We start from the raw sequence: 26508 nt of genomic DNA, 5'->3' as shown, positions 1-26508 counted from the left end.
TCCGACCATGACCTTGCACACCGACCGTTCCGACGCCGTCGCCTTCGACCCCGCCGCGCCCGACATGCGCGCCATCGTCGGCCGCCGCGACCTGTTGCTGATCACTCTCGACACGCTGCGCTACGACGCCGCCCAGCAATGCTACGAGCGCGGCGAACTGCCGGTGCTGGGGCCGCTGCTGCCGGCCGACGGCTGGGAGCGCCGGCACACGCCCGGCAGCTTCACCTATGCCGCGCACGCGGCGTTCTTCGCCGGTTTCCTGCCGACTCCGGCGCGGCCGGGACCGCATCCGCGTTTGTTCGCGCTGGAGTTCGAGGGCAGCGAAACCACCGACGCGCGCACCTGCGTGCTGCGCGGTCGCGCCGACATCGTTTCGGGTTTGCGCGACCTCGGTTACTACAGCCTGTGCCTGGGCGGGGTCGGCTTCTTCAACAAGCGCAACCCGCTCGGCTCGCAGTTCCCCGGCCTGTTCGACGAAAGCCACTGGAACCCGGGCTTCGGCGTGACCGCGCCGGACTCGACCGAGCGCCAGGTCGCGCTGGCCTGCGAGCGCCTGCGCAGCCCCGAGCTGAGCGAGCGGCGTTGTTTCGCTTTCATCAACGTCTCCGCCCTGCACCAGCCCAACCGCCACTACCTGCCCGACGCGGCCCGCGACGGCTACGACAGCCACTGCGCCGCGCTGCGCTACGTCGACGCCGCGCTGGCGCCGCTGTTCGCCGTCCTGCGCGAACGCGGCGGCGCCTTCGCCATCGTCTGCTCCGACCACGGCACCGCCTACGGCGAGGACGGCTACCACGGCCACCGCCTCGCCCACGACACGGTGATGACCGTGCCCTACGCGCATTTCCTGCTCGATCCATGACCGCCCCGACTCTCGCCGACCTGCTGCAGCTGCCGCCCTATCAGGCGTATTCGTACTCGTATCCGCACAAGACCGCCTACCGTCCGCTGCAACCGGCGCGGCCGCTGAGCGAGCTGTGGGCCGCGGAGCGCCGCGAGGCGCTGTTCCTGTACCTGCACGTGCCGTTCTGCTCCTACCGCTGCGGCTTCTGCAATCTGTTCGCGCTGGCGCGGCCGGCGCCGGCCCAGGTCGAGGCCTATCTGCAGCAGATGGAACGCCAGTTGCGCGCCACCGCCGCGGCGCTGGGCGAGCACCGCTTCGTCCGCTTCGCCCTCGGCGGCGGCACTCCGAGCTATCTGGACGCCGCCCAGCTCGGTCGGGTGTTCGAGATGGTGACGCGTCACGCCAACATCGATCTGCGCTCGATCCCGGCCGGAATCGAGGTCTCGCCGGAAACCGTCGATGCGGAAAAACTGCGCCTGTGCCGCGACGCCGGCATCGACCGGGTCAGCATGGGCATCCAGAGCTTCAGCGAGGCCGAAGTGCGCGCGCTGGTGCGGCCGCAGCAACGCGAGGTGGTCGAAGCCGCGATCGCCTGCATCCGCGAACAAGGCGTGCCGACGCTCAACCTGGACCTGATCTACGGCATCGCCGGCCAGAGCGCGGCCAGCTTCGTCGCCTCGATCGACAGCGCGCTGGCGCATAAGCCGGAAGAGATCTACCTGTATCCGCTGTACGTGCGCCCGCTGACCGGGCTGGGCCGGATCGAAGGCAAGCGCGGCAAGCCGGGTTTCGCCGTGCAGGCCGAGCCGCTGGACCCGCGCCTGGCCCTGTACGAAGCCGGCCGCGCGCGCCTGCTCGCCGCCGGCTACACCCAGGTGTCGATGCGCATGTTCCGCGCCCCGCACGCGCCCGACGCCGCCGCGCCGGTGTATTGCTGCCAAAGCGACGGCATGGTCGGGATCGGCTGCGGCGCGCGCTCCTACACCGGCGGCGTGCATTACTCCAGCGAGTACGGGGTGGCCCGGCGCAGCGTGGCCGAGATCCTCGAACACTATCTGGCCCGCGACGAGGCTTCGTTCGCGTACGCCGACTACGGCATCGCCCTGGACCAGGACGAACGCCGGCGCCGCCATGCGATCCAGTCGCTGCTGGTGCGGCCGGGCCTGGACCGCGCCGACTACCGCGCGCGCTTCGGCGCCGACTGCCTGCAGCAGTTGCCGCAGTTGGCCGAACTGTTCGAACTCGGCCTGGCCGAAGCGCAGGACGGACTGATCGCCCTGACCGAGGCCGGCATGGCCCGCGCCGACACCATCGGCCCCTGGCTGGTGTCGTCCGCAGTCGCCGAGCGCATGCGCGACTACCGGCTGGACTGAGCGCCGCCATGCACGCCCACGACCACGCCCGCCTCGTCGCCAGCGGCCGCTTTCCGGCGCCGGCCGACGCGGCCGCGCCGGGCCATCTGTCGGTGCTGTACCGCGGCCGGTTGAGCAGTTGCAATTACGACTGCAGCTACTGCCCCTTCGCCAAGGCCTACGACAGCCGCAGCGCGCTGCGCCGCGACGCCGAGGACCTGCAACGTTTCGTCGACTGGGCCGGGCGGCAACAGCGGCCGCTGTCGATCCTGTTCACGCCCTGGGGCGAGGGCCTGGTGCGCCGCCACTACCGCGACGCGCTGACCGCGCTGAGCCATCTGCCGCAGCTGCGCCGGGTCGCGATCCAGACCAACCTGTGCGTCGGCATGCGCTGGCTAGACGCGGTCGACACCCGCCGGTTGGCGCTGTGGTGCACCTATCATCCCAGCCAGGTCGCACGCGGCGCGTTTCTCGCCCGCTGCCGCGAGCTGGACCGGCGCGGCGTGCGCCACAGCGTCGGCATGGTCGCGCTGCGCGAAGACCTGGACGAGATCGAAGCGCTGCGCGCGCAATTGCCGGCGCGCACGCCGATGTGGCTCAACGCCTTCGACCCGCGCCCGCCGGATTACTACGACGCCGCCCAGGTCGAGCGCCTGCAGCGGATCGACCCGCACTTCCGCTACAACCTCGACCCCGCGCCCAGTCTCGGCGCGCCCTGCCTGACCGGCGACAGCGTGATCTCGGTCGACGGCGACGGCAATGTACGCCGCTGTCACTTCGTCGCCGAATCGCTGGGCAACCTCTACGACGGCAGCTACGCCGCCCAGTTGCGGCCGCGCGCCTGCCCGAACGCGCGTTGCGACTGCTACATCGGCTACGCGCACCGCCCGGACTTGCCGTTTCTGCGCGATTACGCCGACGGCGTGCTCGAACGCGTGCCGGCGACGCCGGCCGGCGCCTGAGCTGAGGTACTCTCGCCGCTGCGTCGGCGCGACCGCGCCGCCGCCTTTTCCCTCCGACAAGGACGCCCCCATGCTCCGCAGGACCCGCACCGCCCTCTTCGCCGCCACCCTCGCCGCCTGCGCCGCGCCCGCGCTGGCCGCTCCGGCCGCGCTCGCGCCCGAGCAGGTCGCCGAACTGTACCTGCGCGTCGCCCTGGCCCACGACGGCGAGGCCGGCAAGCGCCTCAACGATTACCTCAAGCCGGCCTTCGGCGGCGAGGACGCGCTCGACCTGGCCGCGCTGGCGGCGGCGCCGAAGACCCTGGACGACTCGTACGCCACCTTCGCCGACTCGATCCTCGGCTCGCTGCCCAAGGTCGATCCGGCCCAGGCCAAGCCGGCGATCGTCGCGGCGATGAAGAGCCAGTCCAATGCGGTCGCGCGCGCCCAGTGCAAGGGCGTGTCGAACCAGCAGCGGCCGAACGAGGCTCAGCCGGGCCAGACCATCGCCACGGTGACCTACCGCTGCCAGGTGCCGGCGCTGAACGGCGGCCTGGAACAGATGATGGCCGACAAGGGCGACCCGGCGAGCATGAGCACCCAGGCCCTGCTCGACGGCTTCGCCGCCTACCGCAAGGCGCTGGACGAGCCGGCCGCGCAGCGCACGGTCGAAGGCCGCATCGACCTGTACGGCGGCGACGGCAAGCCGTGGATGACCGGCAGTTTCGCCGAGGCCATCGATGTGGTCACCGACGGCATGCTCAATCCGTCGGCGCAGGCGCCGAAGAACGCCGAGTGATGCGACGACGGCGCGCGTGGCCTGCATTGCGGGCCGCGCACGCCGCAGCGCTTTCGCGTACCGCCTGATGACCCACACCGCCGAGCCGGAGCTGGCCGCACGCGTACGCCGGACCGAGGCATTGCAGCGGCGCTACGCCGCCGAATTCGCCCGCTTGCAGGCGCCGCCGCGCGGACGCTATTCGGTCGCCCACAGCTGTCTCGAACTCGCCCTGGAATACCAGGCCGCGATCGCCGCCGCGGTCGGCGACGGCCGCAACGCCGCCGCGCTGACCCTGCTGCGCGCCTTGATCGAAACCGTGTTCCGCGCCTTGTGGCTGGTCTACGCCGCCGCTCCCGATCAGTTGGCCAAGCTGGCCCAGGGCCGGCTCAAGCCGGACCTCAGCGATTTCACCCGCTCGCTTCGCAGCCGAAAACAGGTCTATCCGCAGCTGGCGCAGTTCGCCACCGACTGCGAGGGCCGCGCCGGCATCTTCAACAGCCTGGCCCACGCCGGCAACGAACTGCTGGTGCGACAGAAGACCGGCTACGACCCGAACGAATCCCTGGCCACGCTCGACTTCGCCGACAGCTTTCTGGTTCTGAGCGGCGAAATCGCAGCGATCGTGCACGACGACGACGCCCTGCTGCGTTTGAGCGCGAAGCTCTCGCCCGGCGGATTCGGCCCGAGCGTGCCACCGGCAGCGCCCGGAGCGCCCGCGGTCGAACCGAATCCGGCTCGCGCTCGGATCGGTTTGCCGCCCCGGCCAGACCATCGGGACAGCGCCTGACCGGCTGGCCCACACGGCCCGCTTGACACAATTCCATAATTCCGGAATATTGGAATTATGGACACCCAAGCTGCCTTGAGCGCCCTAGGCGCGCTCAGCCACGAATCCCGCCTCGCCGCCTTCCGGCAACTGGTCCAGGCCGGCCCGGAAGGGCTGTCCGTGGGCGAGCTGCGCGAACGGCTGGGCCTGCCGCCGGCCACCCTCAGCGCCCACCTCAACGTGCTGCGCGCCGCCGCCCTGGTCGAGGACCAGCGCGAAGGCAGGGTAATCCGGGTCCGCGCCCACTACGCGCAGATGAACGCCCTGCTCGCCTACCTCACCGAAAACTGCTGCGCCGGATCCGCCGCCTGCGGCCCGGCCCAGTCCTGCTCGCCGCGTCCCACCGGAGCCTCGTCATGAACCGCTTCCACGTGCATCTGAACGTCGCCGACCTACCCGCCAGCCTGCGCTTCTACACCGAGTTGTTCGCCACCGAGCCGAGCGTGCTCAAGCCCGACTACGCCAAGTGGATGCTCGAAGACCCGCGGATCAACTTCGCCATTTCCGCCACCGGCCGCGCGCCCGGCGTCGACCACCTCGGCTTGCAGGTCGACAGCGCCGAAGAGCTGGCCGCGCTAGGCCCGCGCCTGGACGCCGCCGGCGGCAGCGTGGTGCCGGAAGGCGCCGCGGTGTGTTGCTACGCGCGCTCGGACAAGCTGTGGACCGAAGACCCGCAGGGCACCCGCTGGGAGAGCTTCCACACCTTCGGCGACGCCACCAGCTACCACGGCGCCGGCGCGGCCTGCGCCAGCGACGGCGCCAGTTGCACGCCGGACCCGGCGGCGATGAAGCCGGCGCCGGCCCAGCAGGCCGCAGGCGCGAGCTGCTGCGCGCCGCGCTCGGGCTGCTGCTGAGCGCGCGCCGATGCGACTGCGTCCCTGCACCCCGGACGAGCGCGCGCAAGTGCGCGCGCTGTTGATCGAATCGAAGCTGCCGATCGCCGGCCTCGACACCGCGGCCATCGACTTCATCGTCGCGGTCGAAGCCGAGCGCGTGATCGGCGCGATCGGCCTGGAAGCCTATGCGCAGGCCGGCTTGCTGCGCTCGCTGGCAGTACGCGAGGAGCACCGTGGCAGCGGCGTCGGCGACGCCCTGGTGCAAGCGTTGGAAACCCAGGCGCGCGAACGCGGCCTGCATCAGTTGCTGCTGTTGACCGAAACCGCGCAGCCGTTCTTCGCCCGCCGCGGTTACGCGCTGGTCGAACGCCGCCTTGCCCCGCCGGCGCTGCGCGACAGCGCCGAATTCCGCTCGCTGTGCCCGGCCAGCGCCGCGTGCATGCAAAAAGATCTCGGAGACCGCCCGTGAAACGCGTGCTGTTCGTCTGCATCGAAAATTCCAACCGCAGCCAGATGGCCGAGGCCTTCGCCCGCATCCACGGCGGCGACGCGGTCGAGGCCGTTAGCGCCGGCTCGGCGCCGTCCGGCCGGATCAACCCCAAGGCGGTGCAGTTCATGGCCGAGCTCGGCTACGACCTCAACACGCACGCGTCCAAATCGCTGGACCAGGTCGACGGCGAGTTCGACGCGGTGATCACCATGGGCTGCGGCGACGATTGCCCGTGGATTCCGGCCCAGCGACGCGAGGACTGGGGCCTGCCCGATCCCAAGCACCTGGACGACGACGGCTACCGCGCCGTGCGCGACGAGATTTCCGCGCGCGTGCAAGCCCTGCTGGCCAGCCTGTGAACCCGCTCGCGCGCAAACTGCTGGCCGAGTTCCTCGGCACCGCCGCCCTGCTCGCGACCGTGGTCGGCTCGGGGATCATGGGCGTGCGCCTGTCCGCCGGCAACGACGCCGTCGCCCTGCTCGCCAACGCGGCGGCGACCGCGACGGCGCTGTACGCGCTGATCGCGGTGCTCGGGCCGATCTCCGGCGCGCACTTCAATCCGCTGGCGACCGCGGCGATGCGCCTGCAAGGCCGCATCGGCACGCGCGAAGCGCTGGCCTACGTCGCGGTGCAGTTCGTCGCCGCGATCGCCGGCGTGCTGCTGGCGCACGCGATGTTCGAACTGCCGCTGTGGCAACCCGGCACGCAACCGCGCAGCGGCGCCGCGCAATGGCTCAGCGAAGCGGTCGCCAGCGCCGGCCTGGTGCTGACCATCCTGCTCGGCCTGCGCCACCGCCCCGCGGCGGTGCCGGCGCTGGTCGCGGCCTACGTCTTCGCCGGCTACTGGTTCACCGCCAGCACCTGCTTCGCCAACCCCGCGGTGACCATGGCGCGCGCATTGACCCAAACCTTTGCCGGCATCCGCCCGCAGGACGTGGCCGGCTTCGTCGCCGCGCAATGCGTCGGTCTGGGCGTCGGGCTGGCATTGGCGCGCGCGTTGCTGCCGGCGCAGTCTGCAACGGACGCTGTGGTGCAGGCCGATACGCGTCTCGACGACCCAGCGGCGTCGCGCAGCCGGTAACGGAGTGGATCGGGGCCGCCTAAAGCGCCCCGATCCGAGCCGCTCTAACCCGCCCGACGCTCCGATTCCCGATTCCCGATTCCCGATTCCCGAGTCCCGAGTCCCGAGTCCCGCAAAGATTATCGAGGCGCCGCGAAACCCGAACGCAAAAACAAATCGGGGCCCGGTTTCCCGAGCCCCGATTCGTTTGCTTTTGGCGTCCCCACGGGGATTCGAACCCCGGTCGCTACCGTGAAAGGGTAATGTCCTAGGCCTCTAGACGATGGGGACAAAACTGGATTATCAGCCGCCCTTCGAAACCCTTTCGATTCGAAGGTGGTGGAGCCAGCCGGGATCGAACCGGCGACCTCTACAATGCCATTGTAGCGCTCTCCCAGCTGAGCTATGGCCCCACTGTGCTGGAAAGACGAACATCTTAGCGGGCGTTCAGCGAAGTCGTCAAGCGGTCATCGCTGAATTTTTGCCCTCTCCGGTGTGGCCTGCTCCGAGCGGATCGGGCGACGCCGGGTCGAGTTCGACGGGGCGCAATCTTGTCATGCCATGACCGCGTTCGGCTAGATACTCGAGCCACTTGCCGAGGAAAGTATTCATGCGCATGCGGTGGCCGATCACTTCCGCCGGCGGCGGATACATGCCGATCACGTCCTGCCAGCGCCGGCCGACGTAGCAGTGCGTGGCCTCGACCTGGTGCGCGTCGTGATACAGGCGCAAGAACGCGGACGGATCCGGCTCGCCGGTCAGCGGATCCTGCAATGCGTAGGTCAGGCGCAGCTCGGTGGTGTAGCGATGTTGCTCGAGCACGTCCAGGCGCAGGTCCAGGCCGTCGCCGACGCTGGACAGATAGACGCCGCGGGCCAGTTCGGCCGGTGCGAACAAACGCTGCAGGCGGGCATGGTTCTCCGCGTACAAACCCATCAGCCAGCCGAAACGGCTGAGCCGAGGGATGCGCGCGAGACGGGAAGCGGACGAGGTCATGCTCGCGATCCTACACGCCCGAAGCGGATCGCGGCAGGATTGACGGAATCGCGAAAAACCCTTAATTTATAGGCTCTTTCGCGATGCTTTCGCGGACCGTCGAGCGACTGCCGGCGTCCGCCCCGTTCAGCATCGCCCTCCCCTTCGCCTCCCCTTCGCCTCCCCGGCTCGCCCCGCGAGCGACCGCGCATGCGCGCAGCGGCGCCCGCCGCGGCGAAACGCGCGGGCGCGGCGCGCGCTCGTCGCTCAGAACATCTCGCGGTGGATGCCCAGCGTGGTCATGACCTTGCTCGAGATCTCCTCGATCGAGGTATGGGTGGTGCTGAGGGTCGGAATGCGTTCGGCGCGGAACATCATCTCGGCCGCGGCGACCTCGCGCTTGCAGGTCTCCAGCTGCGCATAGCGCGAATTCGGCCGCCGCTCCTGGCGGATCTGCTGCAGCCGCAGCGGGTCGATGGTCAGGCCGAACAGCTTGTTGCGGTAGGGGCGCAGCCGCGGCGGCAGGCGGTCGTGCTCCAGGTCTTCCTCGGTCAGCGGGTAGTTGGCCGCGCGCACGCCGTAATGCAGGGCCAGATAGACGCAGGTCGGGGTCTTGCCGGCCCGCGACACCGCGACCAGGATCAGGTCGGCCTCGGCGTAGTCGATGCTGGCGCCGTCGTCGTGGGTCAGGGCGAAGTTCATCGCGTTGATGCGGCGGTGGTAGGTGTCGAAGTCGACCAGGCCGTGGGCTTGGCCGATCCGGCGCTGGCGGGTCTCGTGCAGCTCACGCTCCAGCGGCTCGATGAACGGCGCGAATACGTCCAGCATCAGCGCCCCGCTCTCGGCCAGGGCCGCGCCGACCTCGCCGTCCATGCAGGAATTGATCACCACCGGCCGGACCCCGTGCTCCACCGCGGCCTCGCGGATCTTGGCCGCCACCTCCTGGGCCCGCTCCACGCTGTCCACGAACGGGATCCGGTCGGTCACGAACCGGGTCTCGGTGAACTGGGTCAGCAGGCTGTGGCCGATGGTCTCGGCGGTGATGCCGGTGCCGTCGGAAACGTAGAAAACGGGTCGGGTCCCGGCCATCGATCACCTCGTCTGTATACCGCGCCAATACGAAAAAGCCCGCCGGATCAAGCTTGTATGCACCCGACGCCCGGGCGATCATAGCGGTCTTGGCCGCGAACGCGTCCCCGCCCCCCTCGGAGATTGTGTGTCTTGAACGAGAACATCCTCTGGCTGCATGCGCTACGCCTCGACGACCTGGCCCGGGTCGGCGGCAAGAATTCCTCGCTCGGCGAGATGATCGGCAACCTGGCCAACCTCGGCGTCTCGGTGCCGGGCGGCTACGCCACCACCGCCGAGGCCTTCAAGGCCTTCATCGCCCATAACAACCTGCACCAGCGCATCTACGACAAGCTGGCCACGCTCGACGTCGAGGACGTGCCGGCGCTGACCGCGGCCGGCGGCGAGATCCGCGGCTGGGTGATCGACGCGCCGCTGCAGCCGGACCTGGACCAGGACATCCGCGCCGCCTACCGCCAGCTGTCGGCGGAGAACGGCGGCGGCGACGTCGCGGTCGCGGTGCGCTCCTCGGCCACCGCCGAAGACCTGCCCGACGCCTCCTTCGCCGGCCAGCAGGAAACCTTCCTCAACGTGACCGGCGAAGACGACGTCGTGCACAAGGTCAAGGAAGTGTTCGCCAGCCTGTACAACGACCGCGCCATCGCCTACCGCGTGCATCACGGCTTCAAGCACGAGGACGTGTTCCTGTCCGCCGGCGTGCAGCTGATGGTGCGCTCCGACGTCGGCGCCTCCGGCGTGCTGTTCACCCTGGACACCGAGTCCGGCTTCCGCGACGTGGTGTTCATCACCTCCAGCTACGGCCTGGGCGAGATGGTCGTGCAGGGCGCGGTGAACCCCGACGAGTTCTACGTCTACAAGCCCACCCTGACCCAGGGCAAGCCGGCGATCCTGCGCCGCGCCGTGGGCGCCAAGCAGCTGCGCATGGTCTATTCCGAGCAGCCCGGCGAGCGCGTGCGCACCGAGGACACCCCGGCCGAGCTGCGGGTCAAGTTCTCGATCGACGACGCCGACGTGCACGAGCTGGCCAAGCAGGCGCTGGTGATCGAAAAGCATTACGGCCGCCCGATGGACGTGGAATGGGCGAAGGACGGCGTCAGCGGCAAGCTGTTCATCGTCCAGGCGCGCCCGGAAACGGTGAAGTCGCGCGCCAAGGCGACCCAGATCGAGCGCTACCAGCTCGAACAGCGCGGCGAAGTGATCGCCGAAGGCCGCGCGATCGGCCAGAAGATCGGCACCGGCGTAGCGCGCGTGGTGCGCAGCCTGGACGACATGAGCCGGGTCCAGCCCGGCGACGTGCTGGTCGCCGACATGACCGACCCCGACTGGGAGCCGGTGATGAAGCGCTCGGCCGCGATCGTGACCAACCGCGGCGGCCGCACTTGCCACGCCGCGATCATCGCCCGCGAACTCGGCGTGCCGGCCGTGGTCGGCACCGGCAATGCACTGGACACGATCAAGGACGGCGAGACCATCACCGTCAGCTGCGCCGAGGGCGACACCGGCTTCATCTACGACGGCGCCCTGCCGTTCGCGCGCCACGTCGCCGATCTGGACAAGATGCCGCCGGCGCCGCTCAAGGTGATGATGAACGTCGCCAACCCGGAGCGCGCGTTCGACTTCGCCATGCTGCCCAACGCCGGCGTCGGCCTGGCGCGGCTGGAGATGATCATCGCCAGCCACATCGGCATCCATCCCAAGGCCCTGCTCGAGTACTCGGCGCAGGACGCGGCGACCAAGAAGAAGATCGACGAGAAGATCGCAGGCTACGGCGGCGACCCGGTGCAGTTCTACGTCGACCGTCTGGCCGAAGGCATCGCCACCATCACCGCCTCGTTCGCGCCGCACCCGGTGATCGTGCGCCTGTCGGACTTCAAGTCCAACGAGTACGCCAACCTGATCGGCGGCTCGCGCTACGAGCCGCACGAAGAGAACCCGATGATCGGCTTCCGCGGCGCCAGCCGCTACGTCGATCCGTCCTTCTCCGACGCCTTCGCCCTGGAATGCCAGGCGGTGCTGAAGGTGCGCGAGCAGATGGGCCTGACCAATTGCTGGGTCATGATCCCGTTCGTGCGTACGCTCGACGAGGGCCGCCGCGTGGTCGAAGTGCTGGAGAAGAACGGACTCAGGCAGGGCGAGAACGGGCTCAAGATCATCATGATGTGCGAAGTCCCCTCGAACGCGTTGCTGGCCGACGAGTTCCTGGAGATCTTCGACGGCTTCTCGATCGGCTCCAACGACCTGACCCAGCTCAGCCTCGGCCTGGACCGCGACTCGGCGATCGTCGCCAAGCTGTTCGACGAACGCGACCCGGCGGTGAAGAAGCTGCTGGCGATGGCCATTTCGGCCGCGCGCGCCAAGGGCAAGTACGTCGGCATCTGCGGCCAGGGCCCCAGCGACCACCCCGACCTGGCCGAGTGGCTGATGGACCAGGGCATCGAGTCGGTGTCGCTGAACCCGGACACCGTGGTCGACACCTGGCTGCGCCTGGCCAAGGCGAAGGCCAAGGCCTGAGCCGGCGATGACCGAAAAGGACGCGGTGCAGGCGCTGGTGCCCAAGTCCCTGCTGGGGCTGGAAACCAGCGGCTTCGACCTCGACAAGCTGCTCGCCTGGGCGCAGAGCAAGGGCCTGACCCTGCTCAGCGCCCTGGCGATCCTGCTGATCGGCCTGTGGCTGGCCAAGCGCCTGTCGCGGGCGCTGGAGCGGGTCATGACCCGCGCCAGCATGGAAGTCACCCTGCGCGGCTTCCTGCGCAACATCGCCTACGCGGCAATGGTGGTGGTGGTCGGCGTCGCCACCCTGCAGCAGATCGGCGTGCCGATGACCTCGGTGCTGGCGGTGCTCGGCGCCGCCGGCCTGGCGATCGGCCTGGCGCTGAAGGACTCGCTGTCCAACATCGCCTCGGGCGTGATGCTGATCGTGCTGCGCCCGTTCCGCGCCGGCGACCATGTGCAGGCCGCCGGCGTCGAGGGCACGGTCGAGCAGATCCGCGTGTTCCAGACCCGCCTGCGCACCATCGACAACCGGGTGATCGTGCTGCCGAACAGCCTGATCACCACCGCAGCAATCGTCAATTTCACCGCCAACCCGAAGCGGCGCATCGACCTGACCGTCGGCGTCGGCTACGACGACGACCTCAAGACCGCCAAGGACACGTTGCTGAACCTGGCCAAGGCGCACGCCAACGTGCTGCAGGACCCGGCGCCGGAAGTGCTGGTCACCGCCCTGGCCGAAAGCAGCGTCAATCTCGAGCTGCGCGCCTGGGTCAAGACCGCCAACCTGATGCGCACCCGCAGCGACCTGGTCGAAGGCATCCGCAACGAGCTGATCGGCAAGGGCCTCAACATCCCCTACCCGCAGCGCGACCTGCACGTCTACCACCACGACGCCGACGGCCGCCCGATCGCCGAGCTGCTGACCAAGTCGATCGCCGACGACGGCGACGTGCCCGCGCCGGTGCCGGCCGGCAAGCCCAAGCCCTGAGCAACGCGCGGCGTCTCCTGCATAACCAAGGGTAGGAGCGACGCCAGTCGCGACCAAGGGCCGCGCAGAACCAACAAGGCCGTCGCCAACCATCGAAGCCATGGCCCGCCGCCTGTAGGAGCGGCGTGAGCCGCGACAACCGCAGCGACGTACGCGAGCGCAATAGCCGAAGCCCGGACCTCCGGGCTTCAGCTGTTTTGGACGGGGGCGGCCGGCTTCGGAGAGCGGCGTGGTATGGCACCGCTGCGGTTGTCGCGGCTCACGCCGCTCCTACAGGGGGCAGCAGGGGCCGCCTAGCCCAACCCGCCGAGCTTGCCCATCGCGCTGCGGTAATGGCGCAGTTCGGCGATCGAGTCCATCACGTCGCTCAGCGCGGTGTGCTTGCTGTCCTTGCTGACCCCGGCCAGCACCTCCGGCGCCCAGCGTCGGGCCAGTTCCTTGATCGTGCTGACGTCGAGGTTGCGGTAATGGAAGTACTTCTCCAGCTGCGGCATGCAGCGGTGCAGGAAGCGGCGGTCCTGGCAGATCGAATTGCCGCAGATCGGCGAGGCGTTCGGCGCCACCCACTGGCCCAGGAACTCCAGGGTGCGGCGTTCGGCCTCCTCCATCGGCACCCCCTGCTCCAGCACCCGCGCCCACAGGCCGGAGCGGCCGTGCTGGTTGCGGTTCCACTCGTCCATCGCCTGGAGGCGCTCCAGCGGATGGGCGATGGCCAGCTCCGGGCCCTCGGCCAGCACGTTGAGCTGGGCGTCGGTGACCACGGTGGCGATCTCCAGGATCGAATCCTGGTCGGTGTCCAGCCCGGTCATCTCCAGATCGATCCAGATCAGCCGGTGCTCGTGCCCAGTCTTGTCGGTCATAGCCTCGCCGTCGTGTCCGTGTCGCGGCATGATAGCCGACAGCCCCTCCGCCCCGCCTTGCGCACCGCAATGAGCCAGACCGCCGCCTACGCCCACTACGCGATCCTGACCGCGATGCTGGCCCCCGCGTTCTTCCTGACCGCGACCGCCTCGCTGCTGCTGTCGGCCAACAACCGCCTGGCCCGGGTCATCGACCGCGCCCGGGTGCTGCTGAAGGAGCTGGCCGAAACCGAGGACGCCGAGGAGCGCGAGCTGATCGAGCGCCACATCCTGCGCCAGAAACGCCGCAGCCGGATCATCCTGCGCGGCAGCCAGCTGCTGTACACCGCGATCAGCTTCTTCGTCGGCACCAGCCTCAGCGTCGCCGGCGACGCCTTCCTCGGCTACCGGCTGGGCGCGATCCCGACCGTGCTGGCCGCGCTGGGCGTGCTGGCGATGTTCGCCGCCAGCCTGCTGCTGGCGCGCGAATCCGCGCTCGCGGTCGAAGCGGTCAACGAAGAGATGGACCACGGTCACGCCAGCGCGATGAAGCGCTGGGCCAAGCCGCGCGCCTGATCTGCGTCCGCCGCCGTTGCCCCGTCATCGCCCTCGCCCCTCCCGCCGCCTCCGGAACCCACCATGGCCGACCCGCTGCAACTGAGCCAGCACTACAGCGTGGTCTCGGCGATGATCACCCCGGCGTTCTTCCTGACCGCCACCGCCTCGCTGCTGGTGTCGTCGAACAACCGCCTGGCGCGCATCGTCGACCGCCTGCGCCAACAGTTGGCGACCCTGGAAGCGACCAGCGACGAAGCGACCCGGGTCTATCTGGAAGCGCGCATCATCCTGCACCGGCGGCGGGTGCGGCTGGTGCTGATCTGCCTGCAGTTGCTGTACGGCGCGATGACCGCCTTCGTCGCCACCAGCCTGGCGATCGGCATCGACCAGTTCACCGAATTCCGCTACCTGCGCGGCGTGCCGACCGGGCTGGCGATGTGCGGCGTGCTGCTGGTGCTGGCGGCCTCGGTCAACCTCGGCCGCGAGGCGCGGATGAGCGTGACCATGCTCGACGCCGAGGTGAAGCGCGAGTTCGACCGCGACAACCCGCGCCGGCCGTGACGCGTCACGCGCCGGCCGGCGGCTTGCCGCGCTTGCGGCGGAAATAAGCGGTCAGGCGCGCGCCGGCCTCCTCGCCGAGTACCCCGCCGCGGACCTCCACCCGGTGGTTGTGGCGCGGGTCGGCGAGCAGATCGAACACGCTGCCGGCGGCGCCGGTCTTGGGGTCGCTGGCGCCGTACACCACCCGCGCCACCCGCGCGTGGACCATCGCCATCGCGCACATCGCGCAGGGCTCCAGGGTCACGTACAAGGTCGCGCCGAGCAGGCGATGGTTGCCGATCGCGCGCCCGCCTTCGCGCAGGGCGACGATTTCGGCATGGGCGCTGGGGTCGTGGCTGCCGATGTTGCGGTTCCAGCCTTCGCCGAGCACCTCGCCCTCGGCCGAGACCAGCACCGCGCCGACCGGGATCTCGTCGTCCTCGCGCTCGGCGCGTTCGGCCAGCGCCAGGGCGTGGCGCATCCAGTAGCGGTCGATCTCGTCTTGCTGGGGCTCGCTCACGTTCTCTGCGCTCCGGCGCCGCCACCGCGCGACGCCCGGACGCGATTATGGTGCAGCCGCGCCGCGCCCGCACCCGCCTCGCACTCGCGGGCGGATGCGAACGTGCGATGCCACTCTGCTAAGCGATCGCGGCGAATGCGCGCGCCATGCGCCCGCGGCGGCGCGGCCGACGCACTCAGGCTGCGCCGCGCAGATAGTCCATCTTACCCAGCGGCACGCCGAGGTGGCGCAGGATGCCGTAGGCGGTGGTGAGGTGGAAATAGAAGTTCGGCAGCACGAAACCGCGAATGTAGTCGCGGGCGACGAAGCTCAGTTCGCGACCGCCGGGACGGATCACGATCTCGCGCTCTTCCTGCCCATCCATGCTCTGCGGGCTCACAGTGCGCAGGAATTCCTGGGTCTGGGCGATGCGCTCGCGCAATTCCTCCAGCGTGGTCTCGGTGTCGGGAAAGCTCGGCGGCACGATGCCAGCCAGGCGCGCGGCGCCGAACTTGGCCGCATCGCTTGCCGATTGGACCTGGCCGATCAGGGTGTACATGTCCGGCGCCAGCTGGCCGGTCAGCAACTGCGCGGGGGTGCCGCCCTGCTCGCGGACATGGGCGACGCTCTTATCGAGCAGGTGCAAGAGCACGTCAAGGCCGCGCTGGAACGCGGGCACGGAGATGTCGTAGAGCGAAAGGCTCATGGAGGTTTCCAGTTTGCGTGGCGGGGAAACAGAAGTCGCGGAAGACCCGCGAGACGGCGCGGGCCGTCTGAGTCTGAGCGCTTGCACGGCACCGGTCAACTAATTTAATATCGATCGCTATGAAATTAAGCGATGCAGATCCGGAGCGATCCGGCAGAGGGGCCGTGCCCGGCACCGACCTCGTTTCGCCCCCCCGCCATGCCGCTTCGACCGAGGACGAAACGACCGCGCCAGCGGCGCGCCGCCAGCGTGGTCGCCCCCGCGGCTTCGATCGCGAGCAAGCGCTGGAAACGGCGATGCAGTTGTTTTGGCAGCGCGGCTTCGAAGCGACATCGATCAGCGATCTCACCGCCGCCGTCGGCGTCAGCGCGCCCAGCCTCTACGCGGTGTTCGGCAGCAAGGAGGCACTGTTCCGCACCGCGCTGCAACGGTACCTGCAGCAGTTCCGTCGCGAGCGCGGGCAAGCCTTGACCACGCCCGGCCTGAGCGCATACGCAGCCTTCGAGCGCCTGTTCGACGCAATCGCAGACGGATTCGCCGACCACCCTACCCGCTCGGGCTGCATGCTGGTGGCGGCCGAGACCGGTGGCTTCGGCGACACGGCGGCGCAGTTGCGCGAGGAACTGGCCGCACATCGCGCCGGCATCGAAGCGGGCTTCCGTGAACGCATCGAGCGCGGCCAGCGCGAGGGCGATGTCGCCGCCGAAGCGGACGCCGCGGCGCTAGCCAAGTTCCTCTCGACCGTGGTGCAGGGGCTGTCGATCCAGGCCCGCGACGGCGCTGATGCGGCGCAACTGCGCGACGTGCTGCGCACCGCGCTGCGCGCCTGGCCGGCCGACTGAACCGCGCTCAGCGTCGCAAGTATGACTGCTGTGCGAAACCGACGACGCCCGTGCGCGAGGGCGCGCGCGCAACAGCTTGCACACGCGGCGAAACCATCGCGCAATGCGCCGCCGTGACGACGGCAGGCGCCGACACCGCGCGCGGGGGGTGCGCCGAAGCCGCGGCGGTGGGCGCGTTGCTGGACGCTGCGATCGACAACAGATGTGGCAGCGCCAACAGCGCCGCGGTGATCGGCAGGTATCTGTCCATGAGTCTCTCCAGGTCGGGAAACCGCCGGCCGCGGTGCATGGGTCGGCTCATAACCAGACGACGAACCGGAATCCGCGAAATCGACAACACCGCGCGGCTGTCTGCAGTGCCACTGGGCTAAGAGGTATTGCGGTCCATAATTGCCCTAATTGATGAAAATGGCGCGAGCCCGGCAGCCGCGCCGCGCTGATCGGAGGCGCCCCCTGCGGACCGCCCTGTCCCGGCCCGTTCAGGATACGATTCGATCTAGCCCGGAGCTGTTTCCGAGCCACGGCTTGCCGGCTCCGGGCCGCAGGGAAACGCCGTCGCACAGGGGGAACCATGCAACGCTTCGACCGGGGGACGGAACCGCCGCCGTGGATCCTGCGTCAGTCGCAGGCCGATCAAGAGCGCCTGATCGTCGGCGAGTACCTTTATTTCAACGAAGAAAAACGGCGACAGACTTCGCCACCGCGATTGGCGCTCGACCTCGAACACACCTCGATGACAGACGCCTTGCGCCGCCTATTCCGGGGCAAATGCGCGTTCTGCGAATCGGCGACCCCCACCTCCGTGCATCGCTTTCGGCCGCCGGGCGAAGCGCTCCCGCACTACGATTCGCCCGACGCGCATCTTTACTACCTGTGGCTCGCCCACGCCTGGAACAACTTCTATCCCATCTGCGCGGACTGCCGTCCGACAGAACCCCACTATTTCCCGGTCAAGCGCAGCCGGCGCGCGCCGCTGCCGCGCCAGCCGGAGTTCGACGCTTATGTCCTGGACTCCATCGGCATCTGGCGCGCGCCGCCCGACGAGAGTCCGTTGCTGCTGGATCCATGCAGCACCTACAATTTCCACAATAGCCTGGGCGTGTCTTTGGACGGGCAGCTGCTGGGCATCTCGCCCAGCGGCCGTCAGACGGTCGCGCATTTCCGCCTGGACCGCTTCGATCTGATCGAGACGCGCCAGCGCCACTTGATGTTGTTGGTGGATCGGCTGCTCGATCAGATCCAGGCGCGGGGACCGGCACACTCCGTGAACGCGCAAAAGAATCCGCGTTTCATCGAACTCTTCGACTTCCAGAACATGGAGTTCGGCGGCGTCTGGTACTTGTTGCTGCGCCGGATCGCCCGCGCGGTCCTCAAAGCGGCCAATCGCAAGCCGGCCACGGCCTTGTCGCCCGCCGCGATCCATCGTTTCTACATGGACGCCTATGGACGGTCGGACATGCCGGAACAGTTCGAATCGGCCATCGATCGGCTCGACGCGTTGGTTCCGATCCACCCCGTCGAGCTCAAGCAAGTCGCCAGGCGAACCAGCGCCCAACGCATCGCGGGCATCGAACTGCAGCACTTCAAGTCGATCCGTTCCCTCGACGTGGCCATGCCGCCGGCGCCGACGCCAAGCGAGGGCCCGGAAGACGAACGCGCGCCGGCGCTGTTGATTCTCGGCGAAAACTCCGCCGGCAAAAGCTCCTTACTGGAGGCGATCGCCCTGACCCTGGCCGACAGCGACGCACGCAAAGGACTGAAGCTGCTGCCGGACGCGTTCGTACTGCGCCCCGAGCAACTCGGCGGAGATCATTGGCATACCCCGAACTACGCGCAAGTACGCATCCGGCTGAGCGAAGGCGATACCCGTACGCTGACGCTGCACGCGGACGGCACCGCGCAAGGCCCCGAACCGGGCGCCGACCTCACTCCGGTCTTCGCCTACGGCGCTTTCCGCCAGTTTCAGCAGAGCGTCTCCGCGTATCGGCCCGAGCGCTATGTCCGCAACCTGTTCCACGGCAACGTGCTGGACAATCCCGAATCCTGGCTGAAAAACCTGGACGAGTCCAAGTTCGCCATGGCTATCCGCGCGCTGCGCCCCATCCTGTCGGTGGAGGACGAATTCGAAGTTATCGAACGCAGCGGCGCCACCGGCTGCCAAGTGGTTACCGGCGGAAACGGCGCCCCGCTCACCCGCACGCCACTATCCGCCGTGTCCTCGGGCTATCGCTCGGTGCTGGCGATGGTCTGCGACATCATGAAAGGATTAATGGACAAGCGCGTATATCCGAACTTTGAATCGCTGGCCAGCGCCCGCGGCGTGATACTGATCGACGAGATCGAAGCCCACCTGCATCCGCGCTGGAAGATGCGGATCATGCGCAGCCTGCGCGCGGCGTTGCCGCAAATGACCTTCATCGCCACCACCCACGACCCATTGTGCCTGCGCGGCATGGAGGACGGCGAGGTGATCGTGCTGCAACGCGTCACCGTCGAAGGCGCCCGGCTAGGCGAGCCGCAAGTCCGGGTCGAGGCGCTTGGCGCTGACGATCTGCCCAAGCTGTCGGAACTGCGCGTCGAGCAGTTACTGACCTCCGACCTGTTCCAACTGCACTCCACCGACTCGTCCGACCTGGACCTGCAAATGGCTAAGGTTGCCGACCTGCTGGCGCGCCATAAAGACGGCGGCGTGTTGTTGCCGCAGGAAGCTGAGGCGGTGGGTGCATTCCGCCGGGACATCGCCAGCGCCTTGCCGGTTGGCAGCTCGGAAGCGCACAGGCTGGTGCAGGAAGCGGTCGCCGAATACCTGACCCAGCGCCGCGCTGCGTCGGCGCTGCGCTTGCGCGCTCTGCGCGAGGAAACCAAACGACGAATTATCGATATCCTGGGAGCGGCCTGAGATGCGCGCGGTCGATCGCGGCGTCGTCAAACCGCCAGCCGAACTGGAGCGCAAGGATAAGGATGGAAAAACCGAGTTGGAACGCGCGGAAGAGCATTACGCCGACCGGGCCAAGAAGGACGACAGCTTTCCTTTCGATGCTTATCGCAACGACAGGGTCAAGGCGCTGCTGCACCAGCTGTTCCACGGCAAGTGCGCGTACTGCGAGACCTTCTACTCCGCCAACGCGCCCATGGACGTGGAGCATTACCGCCCCAAGGCCGCGGTCAAGGAGGATCTCGCGCACCGCGGCTACTGGTGGCTGGCGATGCGCTGGGACAACCTGCTGCCGAGCTGCATCGACTGCAACCGCAAACGCAAGCAGGTCCAAGCCGTCGCCAACGACAGCCTGGAGGCGCTGCAGCAACAGCAGAACGCCAACCGTGGGCGAGTCCACTCCGGCAAGCAGGACAGTTTCCCGCTGCCGGCGCACGGCGTGCGCGCCAACGCCAAGAACGACGATCTAGCCCTGGAGAGGCCGTTGTTGCTCGATCCTACTCGCGACGAGCCCAGCCTCCACTTGGGTTTTTACGTCGATCCCGCGCCCTCGATCGGTCTGGCCTTGCCCAGGACGCACGGTGGCAGCGCCGAGCGCGGCGCGGTGTCGATCCAGACCTACGGACTCAACCGGCTGGGGCTGGTCCAGGACCGCACTCGCACGCTGCGCCAATTGGAGTTCCTCGGCGACACGGTGATCGAGCTGAGCGCGATGATCGAAGAACTCGAAGATCCGGTGCACGCCGCCGCATTCGCCGGGACGCCCGTGCCCAGCGTCGCCCAGCGCCTGCGCCAGTTGCAGCAAAGCCATATCGACCGGATGCGCGCAATGGCCGAGCCGCAGGCGCCGTACTCGGCCATGGCCGGCACCTGGTTGAAAGAGTTCGCGCAGCGGCTCGCCTAGCCCGAACGAGCGAGCTGGACGCACGCTATTCCGGGCAGAGGTCGCACACGCCCCTGCCCGGTTACCGCGACCAGCAACCCGGCGCGCAGATCGCCCAGCAACGCGAATCGGGTTGGCCCTCATCGCAGCTGCTGCAGCACGGCCGCGCGAACGCGGACAAGCTGATGGTCAGGTCAAACGCGAACGAACAGCGGGTCAGGAGCAGCTTGGCGCGGGTGATCATTCGCATGACGCACTCCTGTCTTCGGTGGCGATGGCCAGGCGCGCGCATCCGGCGGCGCGCGGCGGAAAAGCCAATGGGAGCCGCCATCCGGCGCGCTCGACGCCGGCGCGCCGGTGAAAAACGGAACACGGACGAGCGTAAGGGATCGCAGCGGCTGCGGACATCCATGCTCCTCGAGCATCGCCCTGCAGGCGACCAGGGCAGAACCCTACCTCACGAGTACACGGTATCGCGCACATCGCGCAGGGCTCCAGGGTCACGTACGAGGTCGCGCCGAGCAGACGATGGTTGCCGATCGCGCGCCCGCCTTCGCGCAGGCCGACGATTTCGGCATGGGCGCTGGGGTTGTGGCTGCCGATGTTGCGGTTCCAGCCTTCGCCGAGCACCTCGCCCTCGGCCGAGACCAGCACCGCGCCGACCGGGATCTCGTCGTCTTCGCGCTCGGCGCGCTCGGCCAGCGCCAGGGCGCGGCGCATCCAGCCTTGGTCGATGTCGTCCTGCTCGCTCACTGCTCCGCACCCGCTCTCGCCGCAGCAGCGCGGCCTTCCGACGGACATTATCCCCGAGCGGCGCGATGCCCGCACCGCATGCGCCGGGCTCAGCCGTGCGGCGCCAGGCGCCGCGCGGGGCGCGCGGGCGCGACCGGCGCCGGCTTGTCGCGCGCCGCCGCGGCGGCCGGCGGCGTGCGTTGCGCGCACTCGAACGCCTCCACCATCTGCGGCAGCGAGGCGCGGTGCGTGGACGCGGCCATCAGCAGGTGCGGCAGGGCCAGCAGCGCCGCCGCCAGCGGCAGGTATCGGGGCATCGTCGGAACTCCTGTACGGCGATCGCGCATGGCCGCGCGGGGGACGAGCGCGGCCTCTGCTGGAACGACGAACCGCGCCGGCGCGAATCGACACGGCGTCGACCGGCGGGAAAGCCGGGGCCGCAGCGGCGGTAGGTCGAGCGCCCAGGCTACGCCGGGTCGCGGCCAGGTTCTGTCCTCGATCGTGCGGATCGGGGCGGCAGATTGACGCAGGGGCGCGAGGACGGCGGACGGGAACCCAGCCTGGCCGATTCAGGGTAGGAGCGACGCAAGTCGCGACCGCGGGACGCGCAGAAGCAGCAAGGCAGCCTCCCATCGTCGAGGCCGCCGACCGCCGCCTGCAAAGAAGCACCGCCCAAAACGGCCGAAGCCCGCAGGTCGGGGCTTCAATCGTTGCGCTTGCGTCAACCACTTCGGTTGTCGCGGCTGACGCCGCTCCTACGCCAACTGCGCTTACTCCTACTCGATCGTCAAAAGGCCGCCCAAACCCGCGTGATCAAGGGATCGGCTTTGATCGACAAGAGCCTTACCGCCGCGTCACCGCCAAAAACGAAGATTTGATGCAAAGAACCTGGCCGGCCAATGAACTGGAAGACGTTATGCGGGCGTCGAGAACGGCGGACTGCAGCCAGCAGCGCCCTCACCTCTCGGCCCTCGGCTGGCCGGGCCCAAGTGAGCCAAGGTAAATCCGTTCTTCAAATGAGGGCTCGCCGCCCCACCCTGGTGAGTCTGGCCGTTGTGCCCGAGAGCGGACGTATTACCGGGTATCAGGTCGAACGGACTCGGGGACCGTGCAACCACTTCGTCTTGCGATGCGAGCCTTTGGTTGGAAGCGCTTCGCCGCCTGTCTGGCTCTTATTGTCTGCAGCCCAGCGGCTGGACAGACCGCGCATGCAACTCCCGCGACTCCGGCCATGCCGAACGCCACGGAAATGCTAGCCGCGGAGACGATCTCGTTCGCGCTCGCAGACGAGCAACTGCCTTCCGGCAGGTTCACGCTTTCCAACGGCACCCAGGTCAATCGCGGCGACTGGCCCGCGCTCGTTTTCGCCACATTTGGCGAAGATTCGTGTTCGGGCGCGCTGATCGGACCCAACATCCTGCTGACCGCCGCACATTGCGTCGAGGACAAACAGGGCAAGCCGCGAGACGCGATGCTGGAAAGGCTAGGAAAGCGCTTTCCGATGCTCTGCGAACGGCACCCGACCTATGTCAGACGCGAGCTTGTCCGCGATGCGTCGTCGCCACGCGGGGCCGAAGACTACGCCTTGTGCATCATCGATTATCGCGGAGACGTCCCGAAGGCAATCGCCGACATGCGCTTCGAGGTTCTTGACACATCAAGCACGCTTGCTCGCCGAAGCCCTGTCTTGCTGACCGGCTATGGGTGCATAGACGTAAGGATCGTCAACCGCAAGATCGTCTCCACCGCGTCGGCCAAGATTCTTCGGATCGGCGACGCCAGCATTGCGCGCGGACCGAAACGCCGGCTGAGCGACGGCGCGTACGCGCTGATCGAATCCACGGGGAAGCCAACGCCGGCACTTTGCCCCGGTGATTCGGGCGGCCCCATGTTCCTCGGCGTGTCGGCGCTCAAGCCGACCGGCTCCCGGCGCATCGCGGGCGTCAACTCCGCTATCGCACCCGGCGCCTCCGGACGCACCGATCACATCGTGTCGAAGATCGCCGCAACGGGCACAGCCACGTTCCGAGAGTGGATCCGGGAGTGGCAAGGACGCAACGCGCGCCAAGCACCGATCGTTTGCGGCGTGACTCGCGACGCAGGCACCTTTCCGTGCAGGAGCTAACCATGACGACATGTCGTGCCTGGGCCTTTGTCCTCACCCTCTTCATCGTACCCAACGCAGGCGCAGATCCGGTGGATCTCCACAAGATCCTGGCCCGGGCGGTGAAGCAAGACGTCAGCCTCGAAATGGTTAAGACGGTCGCTGAGCGTGCCGACGCCACAACGATCTCGCGCGATGAAAGGGCCACCGGCGCGACGGTCAAGCAGGCCATCGAACGGGCCTGCGGGTCCGTACAGGACGGTTATGTCAGCGAGCTCGAGAAAGCCAATGGCATCTCCGACATAGATCTCGAGATGCGGCTGGACGCCCCCGGCGCGCCCGACAAGCTCCCTGCGTGCCTGTATGTCTACGACGCGGCCAGCAGCAAGACTCCGATCGATATCGTCGTGCAGGAAAACGACAACGCGGCGACGCTGTACGAACGGATGACGGGGAAGAAGCCCGACGACAAGCAACTGACGGACTTTTTCGGCAGGCCGCTGGAAGAGCTCGCGAAGCTTCATCGCGGCGACGTCCTCCGTCCGAGCTACATCACCCAGCCAGTGCTGCTCACGGTCTCCGGAGCCGACGCGGCAAACCTCGCGAGTCAGCTTTCCGGTGACATCAAGGCCGCGACGAGCGTCAAGACGGCCATCGCATCCCCGGGGAAATTCGTCGTTCCGATCGAGGCCAGCGAGGCCCGCTTCGCCAGCCACCTGGACTTCCGGTGCGCTCTAGCGAGCGCCGCCATGAACGGCGAAGACGTCGAGCGCGCCCTGACATATAGCCGGAATCACCCAAGGGCCCAAAGGAGGGAAGTCGACGTGATGGTCGTTGACAACGGCTTCCTCGGCGCCGATCCCAACCATGGAATGTTCGTCAACAGTGCATTCGACCCGGACTTCTTCGCGGTAGGCACGGAAGGCGAGATCGCCAAGTCCTACACACTGGAGAGCAAGCACCCGGCGATCACCGAGAAAGGTGCCGAGTCGCGCCCCGGCGTCTATGGCCACGGCACGCACGTCGCCGGCCTCATCCTGGGCGGCCCCGACTTCCCTAAATCCGGTGCGACCAAAAAGGACAAGTCGGACGTCCTGGCGCAATCGGTCCGACTGACCGTACTCAATGTCGCTGACGCCAACCACACTCCCTTCAACGGCGCACAACTGGTCCTCGGCCAGCAAATCGACGCGAACAGGCCCTGGATCGTCAATATGAGCCTGGCCTACGACGGCGCCGGCTCCAACACCAGCGCAAACGATGTGCGGGCGGCATTTCTGACCTTGGTTCAAACCCGCCCGCAAGCCCTCTTCGTCGTTGCGGCGGGCAATGATGGCGGCGACGTCGAGATTCGGCGGGTGTATCCGGCGATCCTCGGAGGCAGGTCGGCCGCCAATGTCGTAACCGTTGCCGCGCTGGATGGCAACGGCCGCATCGCGCGCTTCAGCAACCGCGGAGACAAGGTCGACATCGCCGCACCGGGTTGCATGATCGAATCCTGGACGGACATGAAAGAACTTACCAGCCTCAGCGGAACCTCGCAGTCGGCACCGCAGGTGACGTTCGTGTCCTCGCTGCTCGGCCATCTGATGCAGAACGCAACGCCGTTGGACCTCAAGGCACGACTAATCGCGAGCGGCGACACTCTTGCACCGCAGGATCTGGAGGCGACGGCATTCGGCGTCCGCGTCAATCCGGCGATCGCGATGTACGTGTTCGACGACTACGTGCAGAGCACCAGCGGGAAAGCCATGCTCGGGGAAGTGGTCCGCGTCGAAGGGCTCGAATGCCCACCGAGGTCCGGCGACCACGATCCTCAGCGCGCCGACGACCTATGGTCGATCAAGCGCACCGAGGCGGGCCTCCTTCTCTTCGCGGGCAAGGAGAACGACACCCTGAAGCCGCCGTGCCGGGCGATCGTCAACGCCGGCGCCAAGGTCGTGCTGCGGCCCACCCACGAGCTGACGCCGACGGGCTACGACCGCTTGCAGGACGCTGCTGAAATTCCCATCCCCATGCGCGACGTCACGAACGTCGTGTTCGCATCGAAACTGCGTTGAGAGGACTCGAGATGAAGCGCAGCGGAAGCGTTTGTTTGACGAGCTTGCTGGCCATTGCGATCGCGCTGTCCGGATGCGCCAGCGTCCGCTCCCACCAGGCCGGCAAGCCCCCCACCGCCAGGGACGACGGCTTGGTCTACCGATTGCCGAAACGGGGCATCAACATCGGCGTCGCTTTCGAGGAAGGCAAGCAACCGGTGTTGACGGTGCATCAAGGCAAGGCCTTCGCCGATGCCCAAGCCGCTACCTATGTGGCCAAAATCGGACGCAACGGCGTCGGAGAAACCGATGCGGAGATCAACGTCACCGAGGAGGGCCTGCTGTCGACGACGTCTGCAAAGTACACCAGCGAGATCGACGAATTCATCAAGGCGCTCGCGAAAGACGCGGCATCTCTGGCCACATCTAGCGGACCCACGGGATCTTCGAAGGACACGAAGCCGCCGCCTTGTCCTGTCACCGGCCTGGCGAACTTGACCACATACATCGACATCGGGGGGATGACCGATAGCGTGCGGCTCGATGCGACGGGGAATGGCGAGGTCACGCTGCAGGTCACCCCGACGTGCCCGGTCACCGTCAAGGTGCGGCGGGCCGGGTGGAATCCTGCACCCTGTCCGACCACCGCCACGAAACGCCCCGTTCCCACCGAAACCAACGGGTATTTCTATCGCGTGAACATGCCCTACGTGGTGCGGGCCCAGCTCGGGACAGTGGTAAAGGAAGCGATCGTCATGTTGCCGGACGAATCACCAACGTATTACGTCAAGCTTCCCCGTGCCCTGTTTGCCTCGACCGACAACACCACGACCTTCACGGACGGGGTCCTGACCAAGCACAAGCAGAAGACCGACAGCGAAGCCATCGCCGCCCTGAAGATTCCTGCAGACCTGTTGCGCGCCTATGTGTCCGCTCTCGGCTCGTTCTTCGACGCGTTCAAGTCCACGGGCTTGAAGGAATCCCAAGCCGACACACAGAAGGTGATGAATGAGCTGCAGAAACAAAAATTGCAGGCATGCATCATTGCCTTGAGCGATGGCCTGGGGGACAAAACCTCGGACGCACTCTGCGCAGGCCTCACAATGCCCGGATCGTGATACAGGGAGCGTTCTTGCTCGCTCACGAAAGTAACTTC

General features: G+C 67.9%; 28 protein-coding genes and 2 tRNA genes. 20 read left to right on the top strand and 10 right to left on the bottom strand.

Features of this window, described 5'->3' with window-relative positions:
* Positions 1-7 precede the first annotated feature (7 nt).
* The 10 genes from K4L06_RS16865 (at position 8) to K4L06_RS16820 (ending at position 7151) form a co-directional block, all read left to right on the top strand.
* The gene (locus K4L06_RS16865; RefSeq protein ID WP_221672496.1) at positions 8-862 is read left to right on the top strand and encodes an STM4013/SEN3800 family hydrolase; all 855 of its coding nucleotides are present in this window, start codon (positions 8-10) and stop codon (positions 860-862) included.
* Positions 859-2217: an STM4012 family radical SAM protein gene (locus tag K4L06_RS16860; RefSeq protein ID WP_221672495.1), complete on the top strand. Its 1359-nt coding sequence runs from the start codon at positions 859-861 to the stop codon at positions 2215-2217. Before K4L06_RS16865 ends, K4L06_RS16860 begins: the two co-directional genes overlap by 4 nt.
* A gap of 8 nt (positions 2218-2225) precedes the next feature.
* Positions 2226-3158: an STM4011 family radical SAM protein gene (locus tag K4L06_RS16855; RefSeq protein WP_221672494.1), complete on the top strand. Its 933-nt coding sequence runs from the start codon at positions 2226-2228 to the stop codon at positions 3156-3158.
* A gap of 70 nt (positions 3159-3228) precedes the next feature.
* Positions 3229-3936 (top strand): hypothetical protein, encoded by a 708-nt coding sequence (locus K4L06_RS16850; protein ID WP_221672493.1) that lies wholly within the window; start codon positions 3229-3231, stop codon positions 3934-3936.
* A 67-nt stretch (positions 3937-4003) separates the two neighbouring features.
* Positions 4004-4705, top strand: coding sequence for a hypothetical protein (locus K4L06_RS16845; RefSeq protein ID WP_221672492.1), 702 nt, complete (start codon positions 4004-4006; stop codon positions 4703-4705).
* A 57-nt stretch (positions 4706-4762) separates the two neighbouring features.
* A complete protein-coding gene (locus K4L06_RS16840; RefSeq protein ID WP_221672491.1) occupies positions 4763-5104 on the top strand; it encodes a metalloregulator ArsR/SmtB family transcription factor in 342 nt (113 codons plus the stop codon).
* On the top strand, positions 5101-5598 hold the full coding sequence (locus tag K4L06_RS16835) for an ArsI/CadI family heavy metal resistance metalloenzyme (RefSeq protein WP_221672490.1): 498 nt from the start codon (positions 5101-5103) through the stop codon (positions 5596-5598). The genes K4L06_RS16840 and K4L06_RS16835 overlap by 4 nt, the downstream gene beginning before the upstream one ends.
* Before the next feature lie 10 nt (positions 5599-5608).
* Positions 5609-6049 (top strand): arsenic resistance N-acetyltransferase ArsN2, encoded by a 441-nt coding sequence (gene arsN2 / locus K4L06_RS16830; RefSeq protein WP_221672489.1) that lies wholly within the window; start codon positions 5609-5611, stop codon positions 6047-6049.
* Entirely contained in the window at positions 6046-6429 is a 384-nt protein-coding gene (locus K4L06_RS16825) for an arsenate reductase ArsC (RefSeq protein ID WP_221672488.1), read from the top strand. Before arsN2 ends, K4L06_RS16825 begins: the two co-directional genes overlap by 4 nt.
* Positions 6426-7151, top strand: a complete 726-nt coding sequence (locus tag K4L06_RS16820) for an aquaporin (protein ID WP_221672487.1) — start codon at positions 6426-6428, stop codon at positions 7149-7151. Before K4L06_RS16825 ends, K4L06_RS16820 begins: the two co-directional genes overlap by 4 nt.
* Before the next feature lie 194 nt (positions 7152-7345).
* Here K4L06_RS16820 and K4L06_RS16815 read toward each other — a convergent pair.
* The 4 genes from K4L06_RS16815 to K4L06_RS16800 all read right to left on the bottom strand — a co-directional run bounded on the left by K4L06_RS16815 (position 7346) and on the right by K4L06_RS16800 (position 9194).
* Positions 7346-7421, bottom strand: a tRNA-Glu gene (locus K4L06_RS16815).
* A gap of 46 nt (positions 7422-7467) precedes the next feature.
* Positions 7468-7543, bottom strand: a tRNA-Ala gene (locus K4L06_RS16810).
* Positions 7544-7589: 46 nt separating this feature from the next.
* Positions 7590-8126 carry a DUF1249 domain-containing protein gene (locus tag K4L06_RS16805; RefSeq protein WP_221672486.1) on the bottom strand — a complete coding sequence of 179 codons (537 nt, stop codon included), beginning with the start codon at positions 8124-8126 and terminating at the stop codon, positions 7590-7592.
* A 246-nt stretch (positions 8127-8372) separates the two neighbouring features.
* Positions 8373-9194 (bottom strand): pyruvate, water dikinase regulatory protein, encoded by an 822-nt coding sequence (locus tag K4L06_RS16800; RefSeq protein ID WP_221672485.1) that lies wholly within the window; start codon positions 9192-9194, stop codon positions 8373-8375.
* 132 nt (positions 9195-9326) lie between these two features.
* On the opposite strand from K4L06_RS16800, the gene ppsA reads away from it, so the two are divergent.
* Both ppsA and K4L06_RS16790 read left to right on the top strand, forming a co-directional pair.
* Positions 9327-11705, top strand: coding sequence for a phosphoenolpyruvate synthase (gene ppsA, locus K4L06_RS16795; RefSeq protein ID WP_221672484.1), 2379 nt, complete (start codon positions 9327-9329; stop codon positions 11703-11705).
* A 7-nt stretch (positions 11706-11712) separates the two neighbouring features.
* Positions 11713-12675, top strand: a complete 963-nt coding sequence (locus tag K4L06_RS16790) for a mechanosensitive ion channel domain-containing protein (protein WP_221672483.1) — start codon at positions 11713-11715, stop codon at positions 12673-12675.
* 293 nt (positions 12676-12968) lie between these two features.
* On the opposite strand, the gene orn is transcribed toward K4L06_RS16790, so the two are convergent.
* Positions 12969-13535: an oligoribonuclease gene (gene orn, locus K4L06_RS16785; RefSeq protein WP_221672482.1), complete on the bottom strand. Its 567-nt coding sequence runs from the start codon at positions 13533-13535 to the stop codon at positions 12969-12971.
* Positions 13536-13604: 69 nt separating this feature from the next.
* On the opposite strand from orn, the gene K4L06_RS16780 reads away from it, so the two are divergent.
* Positions 13605-14090: a DUF2721 domain-containing protein gene (locus K4L06_RS16780; RefSeq protein WP_221672481.1), complete on the top strand. Its 486-nt coding sequence runs from the start codon at positions 13605-13607 to the stop codon at positions 14088-14090.
* Positions 14091-14153: 63 nt separating this feature from the next.
* A complete protein-coding gene (locus K4L06_RS16775; protein ID WP_221672480.1) occupies positions 14154-14633 on the top strand; it encodes a DUF2721 domain-containing protein in 480 nt (159 codons plus the stop codon).
* A 4-nt stretch (positions 14634-14637) separates the two neighbouring features.
* Here the strand turns inward: K4L06_RS16775 and tadA are convergent, their stop codons facing one another.
* Both tadA and K4L06_RS16765 read right to left on the bottom strand, forming a co-directional pair.
* Positions 14638-15132: a tRNA adenosine(34) deaminase TadA gene (gene tadA / locus K4L06_RS16770; RefSeq protein ID WP_343225776.1), complete on the bottom strand. Its 495-nt coding sequence runs from the start codon at positions 15130-15132 to the stop codon at positions 14638-14640.
* 175 nt (positions 15133-15307) lie between these two features.
* Positions 15308-15817, bottom strand: coding sequence for a DUF1993 domain-containing protein (locus K4L06_RS16765; protein WP_221672479.1), 510 nt, complete (start codon positions 15815-15817; stop codon positions 15308-15310).
* A gap of 164 nt (positions 15818-15981) precedes the next feature.
* Between K4L06_RS16765 and K4L06_RS16760 the strand changes: the two genes are divergently transcribed.
* Complete coding sequence (locus K4L06_RS16760; protein ID WP_221672478.1) at positions 15982-16659, top strand: TetR/AcrR family transcriptional regulator; 678 nt, start codon at positions 15982-15984, stop codon at positions 16657-16659.
* Between the two features lie 7 nt (positions 16660-16666).
* Here K4L06_RS16760 and K4L06_RS16755 read toward each other — a convergent pair whose 3' ends face one another.
* Positions 16667-16909, bottom strand: a complete 243-nt coding sequence (locus tag K4L06_RS16755) for a hypothetical protein (protein WP_221672477.1) — start codon at positions 16907-16909, stop codon at positions 16667-16669.
* Positions 16910-17230: 321 nt separating this feature from the next.
* Here K4L06_RS16755 and K4L06_RS16750 point away from each other — a divergent pair, with 321 nt between their 5' ends.
* A complete protein-coding gene (locus K4L06_RS16750; RefSeq protein WP_221672476.1) occupies positions 17231-19558 on the top strand; it encodes an AAA family ATPase in 2328 nt (775 codons plus the stop codon).
* A 1-nt stretch (position 19559) separates the two neighbouring features.
* Positions 19560-20498 (top strand): hypothetical protein, encoded by a 939-nt coding sequence (locus tag K4L06_RS16745; protein ID WP_221672475.1) that lies wholly within the window; start codon positions 19560-19562, stop codon positions 20496-20498.
* A gap of 219 nt (positions 20499-20717) precedes the next feature.
* Here the strand turns inward: K4L06_RS16745 and K4L06_RS16740 are convergent, their stop codons facing one another.
* Together K4L06_RS16740 and K4L06_RS16735 are read right to left on the bottom strand one after the other, a co-directional pair.
* Positions 20718-21197, bottom strand: a complete 480-nt coding sequence (locus K4L06_RS16740) for a deaminase (protein WP_255595693.1) — start codon at positions 21195-21197, stop codon at positions 20718-20720.
* A gap of 122 nt (positions 21198-21319) precedes the next feature.
* A complete protein-coding gene (locus K4L06_RS16735; protein ID WP_221672474.1) occupies positions 21320-21526 on the bottom strand; it encodes a hypothetical protein in 207 nt (68 codons plus the stop codon).
* Between the two features lie 914 nt (positions 21527-22440).
* Between K4L06_RS16735 and K4L06_RS16730 the strand changes: the two genes are divergently transcribed.
* Genes K4L06_RS16730 through K4L06_RS16720 form a run of 3 tightly spaced genes read left to right on the top strand, consistent with a single transcriptional unit; the run spans position 22441 to position 26470 of the window.
* The gene (locus K4L06_RS16730) at positions 22441-23334 is read left to right on the top strand and encodes a trypsin-like serine protease (RefSeq protein WP_221672473.1); all 894 of its coding nucleotides are present in this window, start codon (positions 22441-22443) and stop codon (positions 23332-23334) included.
* 2 nt (positions 23335-23336) lie between these two features.
* A complete protein-coding gene (locus K4L06_RS16725) occupies positions 23337-25373 on the top strand; it encodes a S8 family serine peptidase (RefSeq protein ID WP_221672472.1) in 2037 nt (678 codons plus the stop codon).
* Positions 25374-25384: 11 nt separating this feature from the next.
* Positions 25385-26470, top strand: a complete 1086-nt coding sequence (locus tag K4L06_RS16720) for a hypothetical protein (protein ID WP_221672471.1) — start codon at positions 25385-25387, stop codon at positions 26468-26470.
* Positions 26471-26508 lie beyond the last annotated feature (38 nt).

It is taken from the genome of Lysobacter sp. BMK333-48F3 (assembly GCF_019733395.1).
In the GTDB taxonomy this organism is placed as follows: Bacteria; Pseudomonadota; Gammaproteobacteria; order Xanthomonadales; family Xanthomonadaceae; genus Lysobacter.
The sequence above is the reverse complement of the archived record's forward strand: the minus strand, read 5'-3'. Positions and strand labels throughout refer to the sequence as shown.

Excerpts from the sequence above, each read along its gene's own strand:
- K4L06_RS16765 (WP_221672479.1), bottom strand. The coding sequence starts at position 15,817 with ATGAGCCTTTCGCTCTACGACATCTCCGTGCCCGCGTTCCAGCGCGGC.
- K4L06_RS16850 (WP_221672493.1), top strand. The coding sequence starts at position 3,229 with ATGCTCCGCAGGACCCGCACCGCCCTCTTCGCCGCCACCCTCGCCGCC.
- K4L06_RS16720 (WP_221672471.1), top strand. The coding sequence starts at position 25,385 with ATGAAGCGCAGCGGAAGCGTTTGTTTGACGAGCTTGCTGGCCATTGCG.
- K4L06_RS16845 (WP_221672492.1), top strand. The coding sequence starts at position 4,004 with ATGACCCACACCGCCGAGCCGGAGCTGGCCGCACGCGTACGCCGGACC.
- K4L06_RS16755 (WP_221672477.1), bottom strand. The coding sequence starts at position 16,909 with ATGGACAGATACCTGCCGATCACCGCGGCGCTGTTGGCGCTGCCACAT.
- orn (WP_221672482.1), bottom strand. The coding sequence starts at position 13,535 with ATGACCGACAAGACTGGGCACGAGCACCGGCTGATCTGGATCGATCTG.
- K4L06_RS16730 (WP_221672473.1), top strand. The coding sequence starts at position 22,441 with ATGCCGAACGCCACGGAAATGCTAGCCGCGGAGACGATCTCGTTCGCG.
- K4L06_RS16835 (WP_221672490.1), top strand. The coding sequence starts at position 5,101 with ATGAACCGCTTCCACGTGCATCTGAACGTCGCCGACCTACCCGCCAGC.
- K4L06_RS16780 (WP_221672481.1), top strand. The coding sequence starts at position 13,605 with ATGAGCCAGACCGCCGCCTACGCCCACTACGCGATCCTGACCGCGATG.
- K4L06_RS16775 (WP_221672480.1), top strand. The coding sequence starts at position 14,154 with ATGGCCGACCCGCTGCAACTGAGCCAGCACTACAGCGTGGTCTCGGCG.
- K4L06_RS16865 (WP_221672496.1), top strand. The coding sequence starts at position 8 with ATGACCTTGCACACCGACCGTTCCGACGCCGTCGCCTTCGACCCCGCC.
- K4L06_RS16790 (WP_221672483.1), top strand. The coding sequence starts at position 11,713 with ATGACCGAAAAGGACGCGGTGCAGGCGCTGGTGCCCAAGTCCCTGCTG.
- K4L06_RS16860 (WP_221672495.1), top strand. The coding sequence starts at position 859 with ATGACCGCCCCGACTCTCGCCGACCTGCTGCAGCTGCCGCCCTATCAG.
- K4L06_RS16725 (WP_221672472.1), top strand. The coding sequence starts at position 23,337 with ATGACGACATGTCGTGCCTGGGCCTTTGTCCTCACCCTCTTCATCGTA.
- K4L06_RS16840 (WP_221672491.1), top strand. The coding sequence starts at position 4,763 with ATGGACACCCAAGCTGCCTTGAGCGCCCTAGGCGCGCTCAGCCACGAA.
- K4L06_RS16750 (WP_221672476.1), top strand. The coding sequence starts at position 17,231 with ATGCAACGCTTCGACCGGGGGACGGAACCGCCGCCGTGGATCCTGCGT.
- K4L06_RS16855 (WP_221672494.1), top strand. The coding sequence starts at position 2,226 with ATGCACGCCCACGACCACGCCCGCCTCGTCGCCAGCGGCCGCTTTCCG.
- K4L06_RS16735 (WP_221672474.1), bottom strand. The coding sequence starts at position 21,526 with ATGCCCCGATACCTGCCGCTGGCGGCGGCGCTGCTGGCCCTGCCGCAC.
- arsN2 (WP_221672489.1), top strand. The coding sequence starts at position 5,609 with ATGCGACTGCGTCCCTGCACCCCGGACGAGCGCGCGCAAGTGCGCGCG.
- K4L06_RS16745 (WP_221672475.1), top strand. The coding sequence starts at position 19,560 with ATGCGCGCGGTCGATCGCGGCGTCGTCAAACCGCCAGCCGAACTGGAG.
- K4L06_RS16800 (WP_221672485.1), bottom strand. The coding sequence starts at position 9,194 with ATGGCCGGGACCCGACCCGTTTTCTACGTTTCCGACGGCACCGGCATC.
- K4L06_RS16740 (WP_255595693.1), bottom strand. The coding sequence starts at position 21,197 with ATGCGCCGCGCCCTGGCGCTGGCCGAGCGCGCCGAGCGCGAAGACGAC.
- K4L06_RS16805 (WP_221672486.1), bottom strand. The coding sequence starts at position 8,126 with ATGACCTCGTCCGCTTCCCGTCTCGCGCGCATCCCTCGGCTCAGCCGT.